A 16049-nucleotide genomic window follows, 5' to 3' on the forward strand; every position below is an offset into this window, starting at 1 on the left:
CTGCCCGTCCGCCGGTCGTGGTCCTCAGCGGCTCTCGACCGGCGGCTCCGCGGTGGTCAGTTCGCGCAGCACCTCGGCCACGCCGAGGGACGCGCCCAGGGCGCGCTCTGCCGCGTAGCGGTCGACGGGCAGGGCCGCGCGGGCGCCGGCGTGCACCCGGGCGGCCTCGATGTGCTCCGGCTCGGGGCGCCGGGTGCCGGCGCGCCAGCGGTCCGCGGCGGCGTACAGCCGGATCGCGCGCGGCAGATCGCCGTGCCGGGCCAGCAGACCGGCGGCGGTGTCGACCAGGCCCGCCGTGATCGCCTCGGCGCACCGCTGGGCCACGGCCTCGCGCAGCGCCTCGGCGAGGATCGGCAGCCCGTGCGCGGGGCCCGACTCGGCGGCGACGACGAGCGCCTCGACCATCCGCAGCCCCGCCGCGAACTGCGGTGGCGGGGTGCCTCCGCGCGCCGCCTCACAGCTCGCCTCGTACAGCGCGCGGCCGCAGGCCGTCTGCCCCTCGCGCAGGGCGATCTGGGCCCGCAGCAGCAGCACGAAGGCCTTCGGCTCGCGCACCGTGTACCGGTCGGCGGCCGCTTCCGCCTCCTCCAGGGCGGTCAGCGCGGTCTTCGGGTCGCCCGAGCGGTAGGCGATCTCGGCGAGCCGCGCCATCAGGAACGGCGCCTCGGCGTGGGCGCCCACCTCGTGGGCGAGGCGCAGCGCCTCCTCGTACTCGCCGCGGGCCTCCTCGAACCGGCCGCGCGCCATGGCCGCCTCGCCCGCCGCGCTGCACACCTGGGCCCGCATCCAGCGGTCCCCGACACGCCGGCTGAGCGTGCGCAGCTCGGCCAGGTCCTCGTCCACGCCCCGCAGGTTGCCCGGGGAGTCGACGGTCACGTGGGTGCGGTACATCAGGGCGACGCCGATCTCCCAGTCGCCGCCGTATCTGCGGCAGTTGGCGACGGCGGCGGCCATGTCCGGGCCGACGTCCGCCGGGCCGCCCAGGTAGTAGGCGGTCAGCGGCCAGACGATGCCGGGGAGCCGCGCCGCCTGGGGGCCGCCGTGCTCGTAGGCGGCCCGTACGCGCGCGACGTACTGCGGGGCGCGCGGGTCCGCCGCGAGGTGGAGCCCCGCACCGGACTCGGAGGTCAGGAACAGGTAGAGCATCCGCAGGTCCGACCGCAGCTCGCGCAGCGGATGCCCGGCCTCGCCGTCCGGGGCGGCGACGAACGCCCCGACCGGGTCGGCCGCCTCCACGAGCCCGGCCAGTGCGCCGCCGGTGCGCGGGGCGTCGGACATGCCGGGCGCCGCGAGGGTGTCCAGGGCCACGCCCAGGCGCAGGACCAGGTGGACCCGGGCGACCGCCTCCTGGCGGTGGTTGCGCAGCCACCAGAACCAGCCCATGGCGAGGGCGATCGCGCCCGCCTCCGCCTCGTCGCCGACGCGCACCGCGCGGTCCAGTGCCGCCCGGACGTTGTCCAGCTCGGTCTCCAGGCGGGAGATCCACGGCAGTTGGGCCGCCGAGCGCAGCAGCGGGTCGGCCTCCTCGACCAGCGCGCGCACCCACGCGCGGTGCCGGCGCTCGGCGGCGGCGCGCAGGCCGGGGACCTCGGCGGCGCGCTCGGTGGCGTACTCGTGGATGGTCTCCAGCATGCGGTAGCGCATGCCGCCGGAGCCGTCGGGGCCGGTGGGCGTGGCCACGACGAGGGACTTGTCCACGAGGGCGCCCGTCAGGTCGGCCGCCGGGCCCGAGCACACCGCCTCGGCCGCCGTGAGGTCCCAGCCGCCGGCGAACACGGACACCTCGCGCAGCAGCGTGCGTTCGCGCTCGTCCAGCAGGTCCCACGACCAGTCGACGACCGCGCGGAGGGTCTGCTGGCGGGGCAGGACCGTACGGCTTCCGGAGGTGAGCAGGCGGAAGCGGTCGTCGAGCCGGTCGGCGATCTGCCGCGGGGACAGCAGCCGCAGCCGGGCCGCGGCCAGCTCGATGGCGAGCGGCAGCCCGTCCAGGCGGCGGCAGATCTCCGCCACGGCCCCGGCGTCGGCGAGCGCCGCGTCGGCGTCGGGACGGACGGCCTTCGCGCGCTCGGTGAAGAGGCGGTGCGCCTGCTCCGGGGCGAGGGGCTCGACCGGACGCACCGACTCGCCGGGGACGCCCAGGGGTTCACGGCTGGTCGCGAGGATCGTGAGCCCGGGGCAGTGGGTGAGGAGGGTCTCGGCGAGGTCCGCCGCCGCGCCGATGACATGCTCGCAGTTGTCAAGGATCAGGAGTCGGCTGCGCTGCGCGCAGTGCTCGATCAGCAGGGCGACAGGGTCGGCCTGCGGGGTCGTCAGCTCGTTGGTCAGCAGCACGGTCTCGCGCAGACCGAGGGCGCTGACCACCGCGCCGGGGACCGCCTCGGGGTGGTCGAGCGGGGCCAGCTCGACCAGCCATGCCTGCGGCAGCCCTGCGGCGGCCTCCTCGGCGAGGCGGGTCTTTCCCGAACCGCCCGGTCCGGTGAGCGTGACCAGGCGGGCCCTGTGCATGTCGGAACGAATGGCCGCGAGTTCTGGTTCCCGTCCGACGAAGGACGTCAGACGGGGGCGGAGGTTGCCGGTGCGCTCAGGGGGCCGGGCAGGGTCGGCCGGCACCGCTGAGGCCGGTGGTGTCTCCGGCTGTTCGAGCAACGAGGCGTGCAGGGACCTGAGTTCGGGGCCCGGGTCGGTGCCGAGGGTGTCGGCCAGGGCGCGGCGGGCGGACTCGTAGGCGGCGAGGGCGTCGGCGGGGCGGCCCGTGTCACGCAGGGCGCGGACGAGGAGGGCGTGCAGGGGCTCGTCGAGGGGGTGGGCCGTGGTCAGTTCCCGCAGTTCCGGTACGACGTCGGGGGCGCGGCCCAGGTCGAGGGCGGCGGCGGCCCGGGCGCGGGTCGCCTCCAGGCGCAGGGCCTCGGGACGGGTGGCCGCGGTGCGGTCGGGGAGGTCGGCGAGCGCGGGGCCGTGCCAGAGGGCGAGGGCCTCGGTGAGGGTGCGGTGGGCGGTGGCCGGGTCGCCCGCGGCGAGGGCCTGGGTGCCGGTACGGGTCAGGCGGGCGAAGACGTGCAGGTCGATGTCGTCCTCGGTGGCTTCGAGGCGGTAGCCGCCCGGGGTGGAGACGACGGTGTGGCGGCCGAGGGCACGGCGGAGGCGGCCGACGAGCGCCTGGAGGGCGGCGGGGGCGTCCTGGGGCGGGTCGTCCGCCCAGATCTCGTCGATCAGGGTCTCGGAGGTGGCGGTGCGGGCGGGGCGCAGCGCGAGGGCGGCGAGCAGCGTGCGCAGACGCCGGCCGCCGAGGGGTACGGGGGTGCCCTGGTCGTCCTCTGCTTGGGTTACGCCCAGGATTCTGTACCGCATCGGGCCATTGTCGCGGGGTCGGGGGACACGGGGCACGGGGGTTTCGTGCGCGGCACGGATCGACTCCCTGCCCCGCGGCTGCCCCGGGGGCGCGGGGAACTGCGCGAACGGCTCCCCACCGGGTCGCAGGCGGCGTACGGCTGGACCACCCCCGGCCCCGCTGCTCAGGCGCCGGAGGCCAAAGCGCCCCTTCTCGGCTGGATCCCGGAGGGCACCGCACGCGCGCGTGCCGGTGTTCCCGTCCAGCAGGTGCCTCGGCGCGACAGCAGGCGGCGGAGCCAGAGTTCCAGGGAGATCAGGTCGGCCAGGCCGTCCAGGGGGAGCGCGGCGCCTGCCGCCGCCGACTGGAGGGCCTCGCGGACCACGCGGGCCTCCACCAGTCCGGCGTCGGCCAGGAGCGGCGTCGCGAAGAGGTCCAGCAGAGGGTCGGCCGCCATGCGCAGGCCCGCGCGGGTGGCCGCCGCCGAGGAGGCGTGGGAGGGGGCACCCCAGCCGGGCGGGAGGTCGGTGACGCCGGCGCCCTCCAGGACGGTGCGCAGGATCGAGGCGCGTGCGCCAGGCTGGACGCGCAGGGCCTCGGGGAGGGCGCGGCAGGCGCGGACCACCTGGTTGTCGAGGAAGGGTGCGTGCAGGCGCTGGGAGCGGATCTCGGCGGCCTGTTCCAGGACGCGCAGGTCGGCGGCGCCGCGGGCGAGCGCGGCACGCGCGCGGTGTTCGCCGGGGCGCAGCGCGCCGGTTCCGGAGCGGTCCGCCTCGGCCTGGAGCAGAACCGATACTTCGGCCAGCGCCTCTCCCGTCAGCCAACGGGCGGCCGGCCCCGGTCTGGCCCAGGTCAGCGCGGCGAGGGACGCGCCGACCGCCCCCTTGGGCTCGTCGAAGCGGCGCCGCATCAGCCGCTCCGCCAGCGCCTCCAGCCCGGCCCGGTAGGGCGTGCGGGCGAGGCGCCGGGCCGCGCCGTACACGCGCGCGGGGACCATCACCGAGCCGTCGGCCCGGGCGAGCGCGGCGACCGGGCGGACCAGATGGCGCCGCTTGCGGTCCATGAGGAGGTCGGCGAGGCGGGCGGGGTGGGCGTCGAGGACCTGCCGGGCGCCGTGTCCGGTGACGTGGTCGGCGCTGCCGGAGGCCAGGCGGGCGCGGTGCCGGGCGGCGGTGACCAGGGCGGGCCCCGGTTCGTCGGTGAGGGGGCCGTCGAGGTCGGCGTACGGCAGGGTCTCCTCGGCGCCGGTGACCACCACGTGGTGCAGGCGGGGGTTCGCGGCGAGGGCCCCGGCGCGTTCCACCTCGGCCTCGCGGCCGCCGACGGCCAGGTCGTTGAAGGTGACGGCGAGGAGCCGTTCGCCGGCGCCGGTGCCGTGTCCGAGCAGTGTGCCGGGGCGGCCGGGCAGCCCGGCGGCCAGCAGGGCGAGGGTGCCGGAGGCCGGGCCGCCGGAGAGGTCGGCGCCGATGCCGGGCACGGGCATCCCGCGCCGGGCCCGCCGCTCGGCCGGGCCCATGCCGGGCACCGGCCCGGGATCGAGGTCGGGCACGTGCCGCGGTGCCGCCAGACGCGCGCGTACCGCCTCGACGAGGGCGTCGCGTACGGCGTCCACGGCGTGGTCGGGGTCGGCGGCGGGCGCGGCCACGGCGAGCGAGGCGACGTGCTCGTACCCGGCGATCTCGCGTGCTCCGGCGCGCAGCACGAGTGCGTGCCCCGGCGGAACACGGCGTACGCCCTCGTACGGGGTGGTGTCGCGCAGTGCGGCCGGTACGTCGGGGGCGGCGAGCAGGGCGGCGAGGTGGCCGAAGTCGAGGTTGGCCTCGATGAGGTCGGCGAGGGGCAGCGCGGCGGTGGCGTAGGCGGTGCCGCCCGCCCAGGGGGTGTGGAAGACCGGGCGCGCGCCCGCGAGGTCGCCGCAGACGGTGATGCGCCGGCCGACCTGGACGACGGCCGTGTAGCTGCCGGGCCAGGCGGTCAGATGCCGGAGTGCGCCCCCGCGCGCGGTGAACAGGGCGCGCCGCAGCTCCTCGTCGGAGGCGCCGCAGATGCCGAGGACGGCGATGCGGTTGTCCGCGTCGGCCTTGACCACGCGCACCTCGTCCGGGCGCCAGTCGCCGACGGCCCACAGCGGATCCGGGTCGCCCCACAGGAGGTGGGAGCCGACCGGGTGCAGGGTCTCGCCGTCGTAACCGGTGGCACCCGCGGAGCCGATTCCGGCGATGCCCGCGGCGGTGCTGCTCCAACCCACCAACCACCGCATCGACGCCTCCACAGGCTGTGGACAACAGTGCACCGTACGAACCGGTCCCCATGCTGCCATGAAGGACGCGCTGTGGAGGGGCGGCGGCACCGGCTTCGATCGAGGGAAACGCGCGCGGAGTTCGGCGGCGGGGCGAGGAAGGGGGGTGGTGAGCTCGACTCGAATGCGCCCCCTGTACGCTCCCCCAAGACGCCCTTCGCGCCCTCAAGTTGCATGGTCGGAGCAGGAATCCACCGCGACGGGCCGGGGCGATTTTCAGCCAAATACGGAGAGCGAAGCCCGAGTTGAGCACGCTCCGTACAGGCGCGCGAAACGGGCGGCGGTGCGGGCACGCGCACAGTCCGGGAGGCGGGCATCGCCTCCCGGACCGGTCCGCCACCCGCGGGGATGAAGGTGGCGGTGTCCCCCAGCCCACTGGATCCAGTACAGCGGGCCGACCCACGCAAGAGCCATGGAACCGCTCCCCCGATGGCCGGAGAAGAGCGCACGGACGGGCGCACGGCCACACACGCGGGGGCACGCGGCGACAGACCGTGCACAGTGCGTGCAGGGCGGCGCTTCCGTACGGACCACAATCCCGCCATCCGGAACAATGCCCCTTAACGCTTGGGATGCGGCGAACTACGCTGGGTTTACGAATGCCGCGTGGTTATGCCAGCGCGGCAGCCGTCTGTGTCGAGGGGTGGCGCATGTCCAGGGAGCAACGCGGGCCGAACGAAAAGCTCGGCGCCGTTCTCGCCCTCGCGGGAATCAGCAACGCAGGACTCGCACGACGCGTCAACGACCTTGGCGCCCAACGCGGGTTGACTCTTCGCTACGACAAGACCTCGGTGGCGCGCTGGGTGTCGAAGGGCATGGTGCCGCAGGGCGCCGCGCCGCACCTCATCGCGGCCGCCATCGGGCAGAAGCTCGGCCGTCCGGTGCCGCTCCACGAGATCGGCCTGGCGGACGCGGATCCCGCTCCCGAAGTCGGCCTCGCCTTCCCCCGGGACGTGGCACAGGCGGTGAAGTCGGCGACGGAGCTGTACCGTCTCGACCTCGCCGGGCGCCGGGCCGGCACCGGCGGCATCTGGCAGTCGCTCGCCGGATCGTTCGCAGTGAGCGCATACGCAACGCCTGCCTCACGATGGCTGATAACCCCCGCCGACACCTCGGTCGCACGCGAGGCGGGCTCCGTCGAGGGCTCCGGCGCACCGATCAAAGTCGGCCACAGCGATGTGCGCAAGCTGCGGGAGGCCGCCGAGGACGCCCGGCGCTGGGACTCCAAGTACGGCGGCGGTGACTGGCGTTCGTCGATGGTGCCGGAGTGCCTGCGGGTGGAGGCGGCGCCGCTGCTGCTCGGCGCCTACTCCGACGAAGTGGGCCGCGCCCTGTTCGGCGCCTCCGCCGAACTGACCCGCCTCGCCGGGTGGATGGCCTTCGACACCGGCCAGCAGGAGGCAGCGCAGCGGTACTACATCCAGGCGCTGCGCCTCGCCCGCGCGGCGGCGGACGTCCCCCTCGGGGGCTACGTCCTCGCCTCCATGTCGCTGCAGGCGACCTACCGCGGCTTCGGCGACGAGGGCGTCGACCTGGCGCAGGCCGCCCTGGAGCGCAACCGGGGGCTGGCGACCGCGCGGACGATGAGCTTCTTCCGGCTGGTCGAGGCGCGGGCCCACGCGCGCGCGGGGGACGCACAGGCCGCGGGGGCGGCACTGAAGGCGGCGGAGGGATGGCTGGAGCGGTCCCGCGAGGGCGACAACGACCCGTCCTGGCTCGGTTTTTACGGCTATGACCGCTTTGCCGCCGACGCCGCCGAGTGCTACCGCGATCTGAAGGCGCCTCGGCAGGTGCGGCGGTTCACGGAACAGGCCCTGTCGAAGCCGACGGAGGAGTTCGTACGCTCGCACGGGCTGCGGCTGGTGGTGTCGGCCGTCGCCGAGCTGGAGTCCGGGAACCTCGACGCGGCGTGCGAGCAGGGCGTGCGGGCCGTGGAGGTGGCCGGGCGGATCTCCTCGGCCCGGACGACCGAGTACGTGAAGGATCTGCTGCACCGGCTGGAGCCCTACGGGGACGAGCCGCGGGTGGTGGAGCTGCGGGAGAGGGCCCGGCCCCTGCTGATGGCGCCCGCCTGAGCCGTGACATCGGACACCTGCCGCGTTTGAAGGCATTGTCAGTGGCGCAGTGCACTATCGAGGTGGGAGGTGGTGCAGGTGCCGGTCGGTGCGTACGACTGTGATGTTCTCGTGGTCGGCGGGGGGATCGTCGGGCTGTCGACCGCGTATGCGATCACGCGGGCCGCGCCGGGGACGCGGGTCACCGTGCTGGAGAAGGAGCCGGGCCCGGCCCGGCACCAGACGGGCCGCAACAGCGGGGTGATCCACAGCGGGATCTACTACCGCCCGGGCTCCCTCAAGGCGCGGTACGCGGTGCGGGGCGCGGCCGAGATGGTGAAGTTCTGCGCCGAGTACGGCATCGCGCACGCCGTCACCGGCAAGCTGATCGTCGCCACCGAGCGCGAGGAGCTGCCGCGGCTGCACGCACTCGTGCAGCGCGGCCGGGAGAACGGCATCCCGGTCCGCGAGCTGGGCCCCGCGCAGATCACCGAGTACGAGCCGGAGGTGCGCGGACTCGCCGCCATACACGTCGGTACGACGGGCGTCTGCGACTACGTCGGCGTCGCCCGGCAGCTCGCGCATGCCTCGGGGGCCGAGATCCGCTACGGCGCCCGGGTCGTGCGGGTGGACCGGCGCCCGGAGCGGGGCGTGGCCGTGCTCACGGCGGCCGGTGACGTCGTACGGGCGCGTGTGCTGGTGAACTGCGCCGGGCTGCACTGCGACGAGCTGGCCCGGCTGACCGGGGACGAGCCCGAGGTGCGGATCGTGCCGTTCCGCGGGGAGTACTACGAGCTGGCGCGCCCCGAGCTGGTGCGCGGCCTCGTGTACCCGGTGCCGGACCCGGCGTTCCCGTTCCTCGGCGTGCATCTGACCCGGGGCATCGACGGCGGCGTGCACATCGGGCCCAACGCGGTGCCGGCGCTGGCCCGGGAGGGATACGGCTGGGGAGTCGTGCGGCCCCGGGAGCTGGCCGGCACCGTGGCCTGGCCGGGATCGTGGGCGATCGCCCGGCAGCACTGGAGATACGGCGCCGGGGAGCTGCGGCGGTCGGTGTCCAAGGGAGCGTTCCTGGATGCCGTGCGCAGACTGCTGCCCGGGGCGGAGCCCGCGGACCTGGTGCGTGCCCCGGCCGGGGTGCGGGCGCAGGCGGTGCTGCGGGACGGGACGCTGGTCGACGACTTCCTCATCCGCGAGGGCGCGAGGGCCGTCCACGTACTGAACGCACCCTCCCCCGCGGCCACCGCCTCCCTGCCCATCGGCCGGGAAGTGGGACGCCGCGTGCTGGACATGCTCGGCACGGTCGACTGAGCAAACCCCTGGCCGGACGGGAGCCGAGGGCGCTGACCGCCCCAGACAGCCACCTCGCCCGGGAAAACACGAGAGCCGCGCACACACCGAACGAGGACGCGCCCGCCGGGCCGGGCGACAGGGCGGGACCCCGGCAGGCTCCTCGGATCCGGGCCGCGGCGGGAGCCGGTGCGCCGGGCCTCGGCGACCGGGGGCGTGCCGAGCGGCCGAGCGGGGAGCCCCGGCGGGAGCCGAGGGTGGCTGCGGAGCGCCGTAAAATCGGTCTTACTGTGTCTGACTCGCTGAACACCCCCGACGCCCCCGCTCCGGCCGACCCCCACGCACCCGGTTCGTCCATCCGGCACACCCGGGCCAAGGGCGAACCGCGGTTTCCCGACGGGCCCAAGGCCGATCCCGCCGGGTCGCACTTCGAGCGGCGGATCCGGAGCTTTCAGCCGCGGCGCAGCCGGGTGACGGCCGGGCAGGCCGACGCGCTCCAGCGGCTGTGGCCCGTGTGGGGGCTCGACATCGACGGGCAGCAGGTCATCGACCTCGGCGAGCTGTTCGGGAACGACCGGCCCGTCGTGCTGGAGATCGGCTTCGGCATGGGCGAGGCCACCGCGCAGATGGCCGCCGGGGACCCGGACACCAACATCCTCGCCGTCGACGTGCACACCCCGGGCCAGGGCAATCTGCTGAACCTCGCCGACCAGGGCGGCATGGCCAACGTCCGGGTGGCCAACGGCGACGCGATCATCCTGCTCCGCGAGATGCTCACGCCCGACGCGCTCGACGGGCTGCGCGTCTACTTCCCGGACCCCTGGCCGAAGAAGCGGCACCACAAGCGGCGGCTCATCCAGCCCGAGTTCCTCACCCTCGCCGCGACGAGGCTGCGCCCCGGCGCGCTCGTGCACTGCGCGACCGACTGGGAGCCGTACGCCGAGCAGATGCTCGACGTCCTCACCGCACACCCGGACTTCGAGAACACGCAGGCGGACGGCGGTTTCGCACCGCGCCCCGCGTTCCGGCCGCTGACCCGTTTCGAGGGGCAGGGACTGGACAAGGGTCATGTGGTGAACGACCTGCTGTTCCGGCGCGTACCGCACAAGAGCGCCTGACCGAGCCGGACCTTCCCGGTCCGGTAATCCGCTCCAGCCCCTCGTCCCGTCACCGTTAGGGTCGATGCCGTGGCCATCAGTCCGACCAGTCCCCCGTATCCCGCGTATCCGCCCGCCCCCGGCGGTCCCGTGCTCCGCCATCCGCACTGGTGGCAGCGCGCATCGGTGCGGTACGGGGCGCTGATCACGCTCCTGGCGCTGTCCGGGCTGGTGATCCTCGCGCTCGTGCGCCGGCAGACCGGTACCGAGGGGTTCCTCGTCGGCCTCGGGCTGGCCGTGCTGCCCGTGCCCTGGCTGACCGCCGCCTTCCGCTGGCTGGACCGGGTGGCGCCGGGCCCCCGGCGCAACCTCGTCTTCGCGTTCGCCTGGGGCGCCTGCGCGGCGGCGCTCATAGCCATCGTCGCCAACAGCTTCGCGACCAGGTGGATAGCCACCGCCACCGCCGATCCGGCCGGCGCCGACACCCTCGGCGCCACCGTGATAGCGCCGATCGTCGAGGAGTCCGCCAAGGCCGCGGCCGTGCTGCTGGTCTTCCTCTTCCGCCGACGCGACTTCACCGGGATCGTGGACGGGATGGTGATAGCCGGGATCACCGCCACCGGCTTCGCGTTCACCGAGAACATCCTCTACCTCGGCACGGCCTTCGGGGCCGACCAGCTCTCCGGCGACAGCGGCATCGCCTCCGTCACCGCCGCCACCTTCTTCGTGCGCATCGTGATGTCGCCGTTCGCGCACCCCCTGTTCACCACCATGACCGGCCTCGGCTTCGGCCTCTCCGCGTTCTCCGCGCCACGGCAGCGCGCGCGGCGGGTGCTGCTGCCGTTCTGCGGGCTGCTGCTCGCGATGAGCATGCACGCCTTCTGGAACGGCTCCTCGACCTTCGGCGAGTTCGGGTTCTTCGCCGTCTACGGCTGCTTCATGGTGCCCGTGTTCGGACTGCTGACCTGGCTGGCGATCTGGACGCGGCAGCGGGAGCTGCGGACCGTGCGCGCGGAGCTGCCCGTGTACGTGCTGGCCGGGTGGCTGGGGCCGGCCGAGCCGGACGCGCTGGGGTCGATGCGGGCGCGGCGCGCGGCGCGCGACTACGCCCGCCACCACGGCGGGAAGCCGGCGGCGCGGGAGGTGGCGCGCTACGAGGAGTACGCCACGACGCTCGCGCTGCTGCGGCACCGCGGGCGCACGGGGCGGGCCGGGGCCGACTTCGTCGTACGGGAGGGCGAGCTGCTGGACGCGCTCTGGCGGCGCAGGGACGCGGCGCGGCCGGCCCTGGAGTACGCCGCCCGGGCCACCGCCCCGGCTCCGGCGCGCTGGGCTCCCCCGCATCCGCAGAACGGGTACCCGTACGGGTATGGGTATCCGGCGGCGCCGTACCCCGCATACCCCGCGTACAACCCGTACCAGTCGTAGGCCGTCGGGCTCGCGCGGGGCCCGGCGCCGCCGGGAGGGATCAGGCCGACGCCGCCGTCAGCTTCGTCAGTTCCTCGTCCGTGAGCTTCAGGTCCGCCACTCCCAGCAGTGCGGGGAGCTGTTCGACCGTGCGGGCCGAGGCGATCGGGGCCGTGACCGTCGGCTGGGCCGCGAGCCAGGCCAGGGCGACCGTGGCGAGCGGGGCCTCGTGGGCGGCGGCGACCTCGTCCAGGGCGGCGAGGACCTTCTGGCCGCGCTCGGAGTCCGCGTACTCCTGCACCCGGCCGGCGCGGGCGCTGTCGACCGTGGTGCCGGGGCGGTACTTGCCGGTGAGGAAGCCCGAGGCGAGCGCGAAGTACGGCACCGCGGCCAGGTTCTCCTTGGCGGCCACCTCCTGCAGCCCGCCCTCGTAGGTGTCGCGGGAGACCAGGTTGTAGTGCGGCTGGAGGGCGACGTACCGGGCCAGGCCCTCGCGCGCGGAGAAGTCGAGGGACTCCTGCAGCCGCTCGGCGCTGATGTTGGAGGCGGCGATGTGCCGGACCTTGCCCGCCTTGACCAGCTCGTCGAGGGCGCCGATGATCTCCTCGACCGGGACCTCAGGCCTGTCGAAGTGGGTGTAGTAGAGGTCGATGTAGTCGGTGTCCAGGCGGTGCAGGGAGGCGTCGGCGGCGGCCTTGATGTTGGCGGCGGACAGACCCTGGTACTCGGGGTGCTGGCTGACCTTGGTGGCGATGACGACATCGGAGCGGTTGCCGCGGGCCTTGACCCACTTGCCGATGATCGTCTCCGACTCACCGCCCTTGTTGCCCTCGATCCAGGCGGTGTAGGCGTCGGCGGTGTCGATGAAGTTGCCGCCGGCCGCCGCGTAGGCGTCGAGCACGGCGAAGGAGGTCTCCTCGTCGGCGGTCCAGCCGAAGACGTTGCCGCCGAGGGAGAGGGGGAAGACCTGGAGATCCGAACTGCCGAGTGTGCGCAAGGAAGTCATGCTTCACGTCAACGCCGGCGACGGATGATCTCATTCCGCCACCGGCGCCACGATCACCCGGAAGGTCGGACGGGTCAGGGGTTGAGGCCCTTGTCCCGCAGCCACGGCGCCGGGTCGATGGCGGTGGCCTGGCCGTTCGGGTGGACCTCCAGGTGCAGGTGCGGGCCGGTGACGTTGCCGGTGGCGCCGACCCGGCCGATGACGTCGCCGGTCGAGACCTTCTGGCCGACCGAGACGCCGATCGAGGACTGGTGGCAGAACCACAGCTCGGTGCCGTCGTCCAGGGTCAGGACGGTGCGGTAGCCGTAGGCACCGGCCCAGCCGGCCTGGGTGACGGTGCCGCCGTGGACGGCCTTGATGAGGGTGCCGGTGGGGGCGGCGAAGTCGAGACCGGTGTGGTAGCCGGAGGACCACATCGCGCCGGGCTGACCGAAGGTGCCGGTGATCGTGTACGACACGACGGGCAGCGTGTACTGCTTGGCCAGCTCGGCCAGGCGCTTGGCCTCAGCGGCCTTCGCGGCGTCGGCCTCCGCCGTGGCCTTGGCGGCCGTGGCCTTGGCGGCGGCGTCCTTCTCGGCCTTGGCGGCCGCGTCGGCGGTCTGCTGCTCGGCGGTGGCGAGCCTGGCGGCGGTGGCCCGGCTGTCGGCCTTGCTCCGCTGCTGCTCGGCCTGGGCCATGATCCGGTTGCGCAGGGCCTCGCCGGCGTCGCCGTTGCTGCCGCTCTCGGTGTGCATGCCGACGTCGGAGAGCCCGGTGGCGGTGGTGGACTTCGGTGCCTCGGTGGAGCCGCCCTCGAAGAGGTGGCTCACGGAGTCCGGCAGGGAGATGGAGACCGGCGGCTTGCCGGTGTGGGCGCTGGCCATGCCGCCCGCGCCGACGGCGGCGACGACGCCGACGCCGAGGACGGTGGAGCTGCGGGCGAAGCCGCTGCGCTGCTTGGCGACCCGGTGCCGGCCGCGGACCCGGTCGACGGAGTCCTCGGTGGGGTTCCACTCCTCCCACGTGCCCTCTTCGGCGTGGTAGGAGCCGTAGCCGAAGGGTTCGGGCTCGTCGGACGCCGGTATGGACGGGGCTTCGGGGGCAAGCCGGTTGGACGCCACGCGGGCGTACTCCTTTCCTTCCGTCGCCTACCGGGTTAGCTGACGGGTTCGGAGCAGGAAGGTCTCCTACGCGCGTATACCGGGCGTGGACTCAGTGAGTTCACGTCGGCGTCCGCGTGATTCACCCCAAGGTGGTGGTTCCCCGGTTCCCTCGCGGGATTCGGCGCGTGCGCACGGAGCCGCCTCTTGTGACGGCTGGGACGACCGCGCTGCGTTATCGAACGTTAATAGACCCGCGAGGCACTTTCCAAGCCGTTCGGCTTGATCGTTAATGCTTTCCGGCCGGACACATACGCCAATACCAAATCAAATCGGTCGAGTTGGCCACGGTTCAGGGGTCTCGGCGTTTTTGATGGTGTCTCAGATGTTATGCGGACGGCGGTCGCTCGGTCACCGTCGGTGAAGGCGTCGTGATCGCGGGCCCCGGAATCACCGGGCAGCGGGCCCCGCGATCAAGCGGTGTGCGAGCACCCCTTCGCATGGGGTACTCTTGAGACACAACGACGCGGGGTGGAGCAGCTCGGTAGCTCGCTGGGCTCATAACCCAGAGGTCGCAGGTTCAAATCCTGTCCCCGCTACTGAAGACTCAGGGCCCGGAATCCAGTGGATTCCGGGCCCTGAGTGTTTCGCGCCCCCGAAGGGGCGCGGCGGCTCACCGCACCAGATGCCCGTTCGGCGCCTTGGCCCGCGCCTCGTACTCCGGCAGTACGACCACCTCGGCCCCGGCCTGCGCCAGAACCCCGCTCCCGTCGGCCGCCTCCACGAACGTGTCCGGCTCGCGCCACGCCGTCACCACCCTGCGCACTCCCGCCCGCAGGATCAGCTCGGCGCACGGCGCGGGCCGGGACGCGCGGCGGGCGCACGGCTCCAGGCTGCTGTAGACCGTGGCGGCGGCCAGCCGCGGGTCGGCCGGGTCGATCTTGGCCAGCGCCGCCTCCTCCGCGTGGACCACCGGGTCGCCCCCCTCGCGCGAGTGGCCGCGCGCCAGCTCCGTGCCGTCGGCCGCGACGACCACCGCGCCGACGCTGAACGCCGTCTTCGAGGGCGGGCACAGCGCGGCGAGTTCGCAGGCGATGCGCAGCCAGTGGCGGTCGGCGGCGACCGGGGCGGCTCCGGTGCCGGGGGCGGTGGGCTCGTAGCGCATGAGGACGACGTCCTCGATCCGGCGGGTCTCGGTGAGGCGGAGGCGGCCGGCCTGGTACCCGCCCGGGCCGAACAGGCGCGGGGCGGCCGGGTCACCGACGAGGAGCGGGGCGAGGACCAGCTGGAGTTCGTCGGCGAGGCCCTGCTGGAGGAGCTGGGTGTGGACAGTGCCGCCGCCCTCGACCATCAGGCGCCGCACGCCGTGCACGACGTACAGGTGCTCCAGGAGCGCCGGCCAGTCGAGGCCGGGGCCGAGCGGGACGACCTCGGCGCTGTCGCCGAGGAGCCGTGCGGCGCGCTCGGCACCGGCGTCGGTCGTGTAGACGACCTTCGCGCCGCCGGTGTGCCAGAACCTCGCGGCCGGGTCGAGGTCGCCGGAGGCGGTGACGGTCACCTTGAGGGGGTATGCGGGCTTGCCCTCCGCGACCCGGGCCGCGCGGCGCTCGGCCGAGTTGACCAGCAGTCGCGGGTTGTCCGCGCGGATCGTGCCGGCCCCCACGAGGATGGCGTCGGACGCGGCCCGCACCTCGTCGACCCGGTCGAAGTCGGCCGGGCCGGACAGCAGCAGGCGCTCGGGGCCGGTGTCGTCCAGGTAGCCGTCGAGCGAGACGGCGGCGGACAGCAGCACATACGGGTACGACATCGGGCGCACTCTCCCTGCGAGGTCTGCGAGGTCTGCGGAGTCCGGGTCCGCGAAGCCGGGATCTTGGTTCAAGTTTGAAACAAACCTACACTGGCCGCATGACGACCCGCTGGCTCAGCCCCGAGGAGCAGCGCGCCTGGCGCGCGTACATGGCCGCGACCCACCTCCTGGAGGACGCGATGGACCGGCAGCTCCAGCAGGACGCCGGCATGCCCCACCTTTTCTACTCGGTGCTGGCCAACCTCTCCGAGGCGCCCGAGCGACGGCTGCGCATGACCGATCTCGCCGAGACGGTGAAGATCACGCGCAGCAGGCTGACGTACGCGGTGACCCGGCTGGAGCGGGACGGGCTGGTGCGCCGGGAGGACTGCCGCTGGGACAGGCGCAGCAGCATCGCCGTACTGACGGACGAGGGGATGGCCGTGCTGGAGCGCGCGGCGCCCGGGCACGTCGAGACCGTGCGCAGCACCCTCTTCGACCGGCTGACGCCCGCGCAGGTGGGGCAGCTGGAGGACATCTTCACGAGCGTCGCGCGGGGACTACAGGACGAGGACGCCGAGGCCGGGACGGGGGATGTGCCGTGGCGGCGCCGGTCGTCGTGTTCGTCGTCCCAGCCGCCGTCCGCCTCCTCGTGAATCGCTGGAGTCGCTCCCGAATTCAATTGCTTTAACTTTTAAGCATG

At 74.1% G+C, this 16049-nt stretch carries 10 protein-coding genes, 1 tRNA gene and 1 riboswitch; of the genes, 6 read left to right on the forward strand and 5 right to left on the reverse strand.

What is annotated here, in order from left to right:
* Nucleotides 1-24: 24 nt before the first annotated feature.
* Both AC4OXY_RS24890 and AC4OXY_RS24895 read right to left on the reverse strand, forming a co-directional pair.
* Nucleotides 25-3348, reverse strand: a complete 3324-nt coding sequence (locus AC4OXY_RS24890; protein ID WP_491991094.1) for an ATP-binding protein — start codon at nucleotides 3346-3348, stop codon at nucleotides 25-27.
* 164 nt (nucleotides 3349-3512) lie between these two features.
* On the reverse strand, nucleotides 3513-5588 hold the full coding sequence (locus tag AC4OXY_RS24895; protein WP_356029957.1) for an asparagine synthase-related protein: 2076 nt from the start codon (nucleotides 5586-5588) through the stop codon (nucleotides 3513-3515).
* A 689-nt stretch (nucleotides 5589-6277) separates the two neighbouring features.
* Between AC4OXY_RS24895 and AC4OXY_RS24900 the strand changes: the two genes are divergently transcribed.
* From AC4OXY_RS24900 to AC4OXY_RS24915, 4 genes are all read left to right on the forward strand, one after another.
* Nucleotides 6278-7702 (forward strand): NsdA family TPR-like regulatory protein, encoded by a 1425-nt coding sequence (locus AC4OXY_RS24900; protein WP_356029956.1) that lies wholly within the window; start codon nucleotides 6278-6280, stop codon nucleotides 7700-7702.
* 69 nt (nucleotides 7703-7771) lie between these two features.
* A complete protein-coding gene (lhgO, locus tag AC4OXY_RS24905) occupies nucleotides 7772-8992 on the forward strand; it encodes an L-2-hydroxyglutarate oxidase (RefSeq protein ID WP_356029955.1) in 1221 nt (406 codons plus the stop codon).
* A gap of 269 nt (nucleotides 8993-9261) precedes the next feature.
* Nucleotides 9262-10089, forward strand: a complete 828-nt coding sequence (trmB, locus tag AC4OXY_RS24910) for a tRNA (guanosine(46)-N7)-methyltransferase TrmB (protein ID WP_362823524.1) — start codon at nucleotides 9262-9264, stop codon at nucleotides 10087-10089.
* A gap of 69 nt (nucleotides 10090-10158) precedes the next feature.
* A complete protein-coding gene (locus AC4OXY_RS24915) occupies nucleotides 10159-11496 on the forward strand; it encodes a PrsW family intramembrane metalloprotease (protein ID WP_402067410.1) in 1338 nt (445 codons plus the stop codon).
* Nucleotides 11497-11536: 40 nt separating this feature from the next.
* Here AC4OXY_RS24915 and AC4OXY_RS24920 read toward each other — a convergent pair whose 3' ends face one another.
* Together AC4OXY_RS24920 and AC4OXY_RS24925 are read right to left on the reverse strand one after the other, a co-directional pair.
* Entirely contained in the window at nucleotides 11537-12481 is a 945-nt protein-coding gene (locus AC4OXY_RS24920; RefSeq protein ID WP_362823525.1) for an aldo/keto reductase, read from the reverse strand.
* 74 nt (nucleotides 12482-12555) lie between these two features.
* Entirely contained in the window at nucleotides 12556-13581 is a 1026-nt protein-coding gene (locus tag AC4OXY_RS24925) for a M23 family metallopeptidase (protein ID WP_356029952.1), read from the reverse strand.
* Between the two features lie 9 nt (nucleotides 13582-13590).
* A riboswitch (cyclic di-AMP (ydaO/yuaA leader) is annotated at nucleotides 13591-13757 on the reverse strand.
* Nucleotides 13758-14085: 328 nt separating this feature from the next.
* On the opposite strand from AC4OXY_RS24925, the gene AC4OXY_RS24930 reads away from it, so the two are divergent.
* Nucleotides 14086-14159, forward strand: a tRNA-Met gene (locus AC4OXY_RS24930).
* Nucleotides 14160-14233: 74 nt separating this feature from the next.
* On the opposite strand, the gene AC4OXY_RS24935 is transcribed toward AC4OXY_RS24930, so the two are convergent.
* A complete protein-coding gene (locus AC4OXY_RS24935; RefSeq protein ID WP_491991095.1) occupies nucleotides 14234-15367 on the reverse strand; it encodes a dihydrofolate reductase family protein in 1134 nt (377 codons plus the stop codon).
* A gap of 98 nt (nucleotides 15368-15465) precedes the next feature.
* Between AC4OXY_RS24935 and AC4OXY_RS24940 the strand changes: the two genes are divergently transcribed.
* A complete protein-coding gene (locus AC4OXY_RS24940; protein WP_491991096.1) occupies nucleotides 15466-16002 on the forward strand; it encodes a MarR family winged helix-turn-helix transcriptional regulator in 537 nt (178 codons plus the stop codon).
* Nucleotides 16003-16049: the final 47 nt, after the last annotated feature.

Source organism: Streptomyces sp. HUAS MG56 (assembly GCF_058673395.1).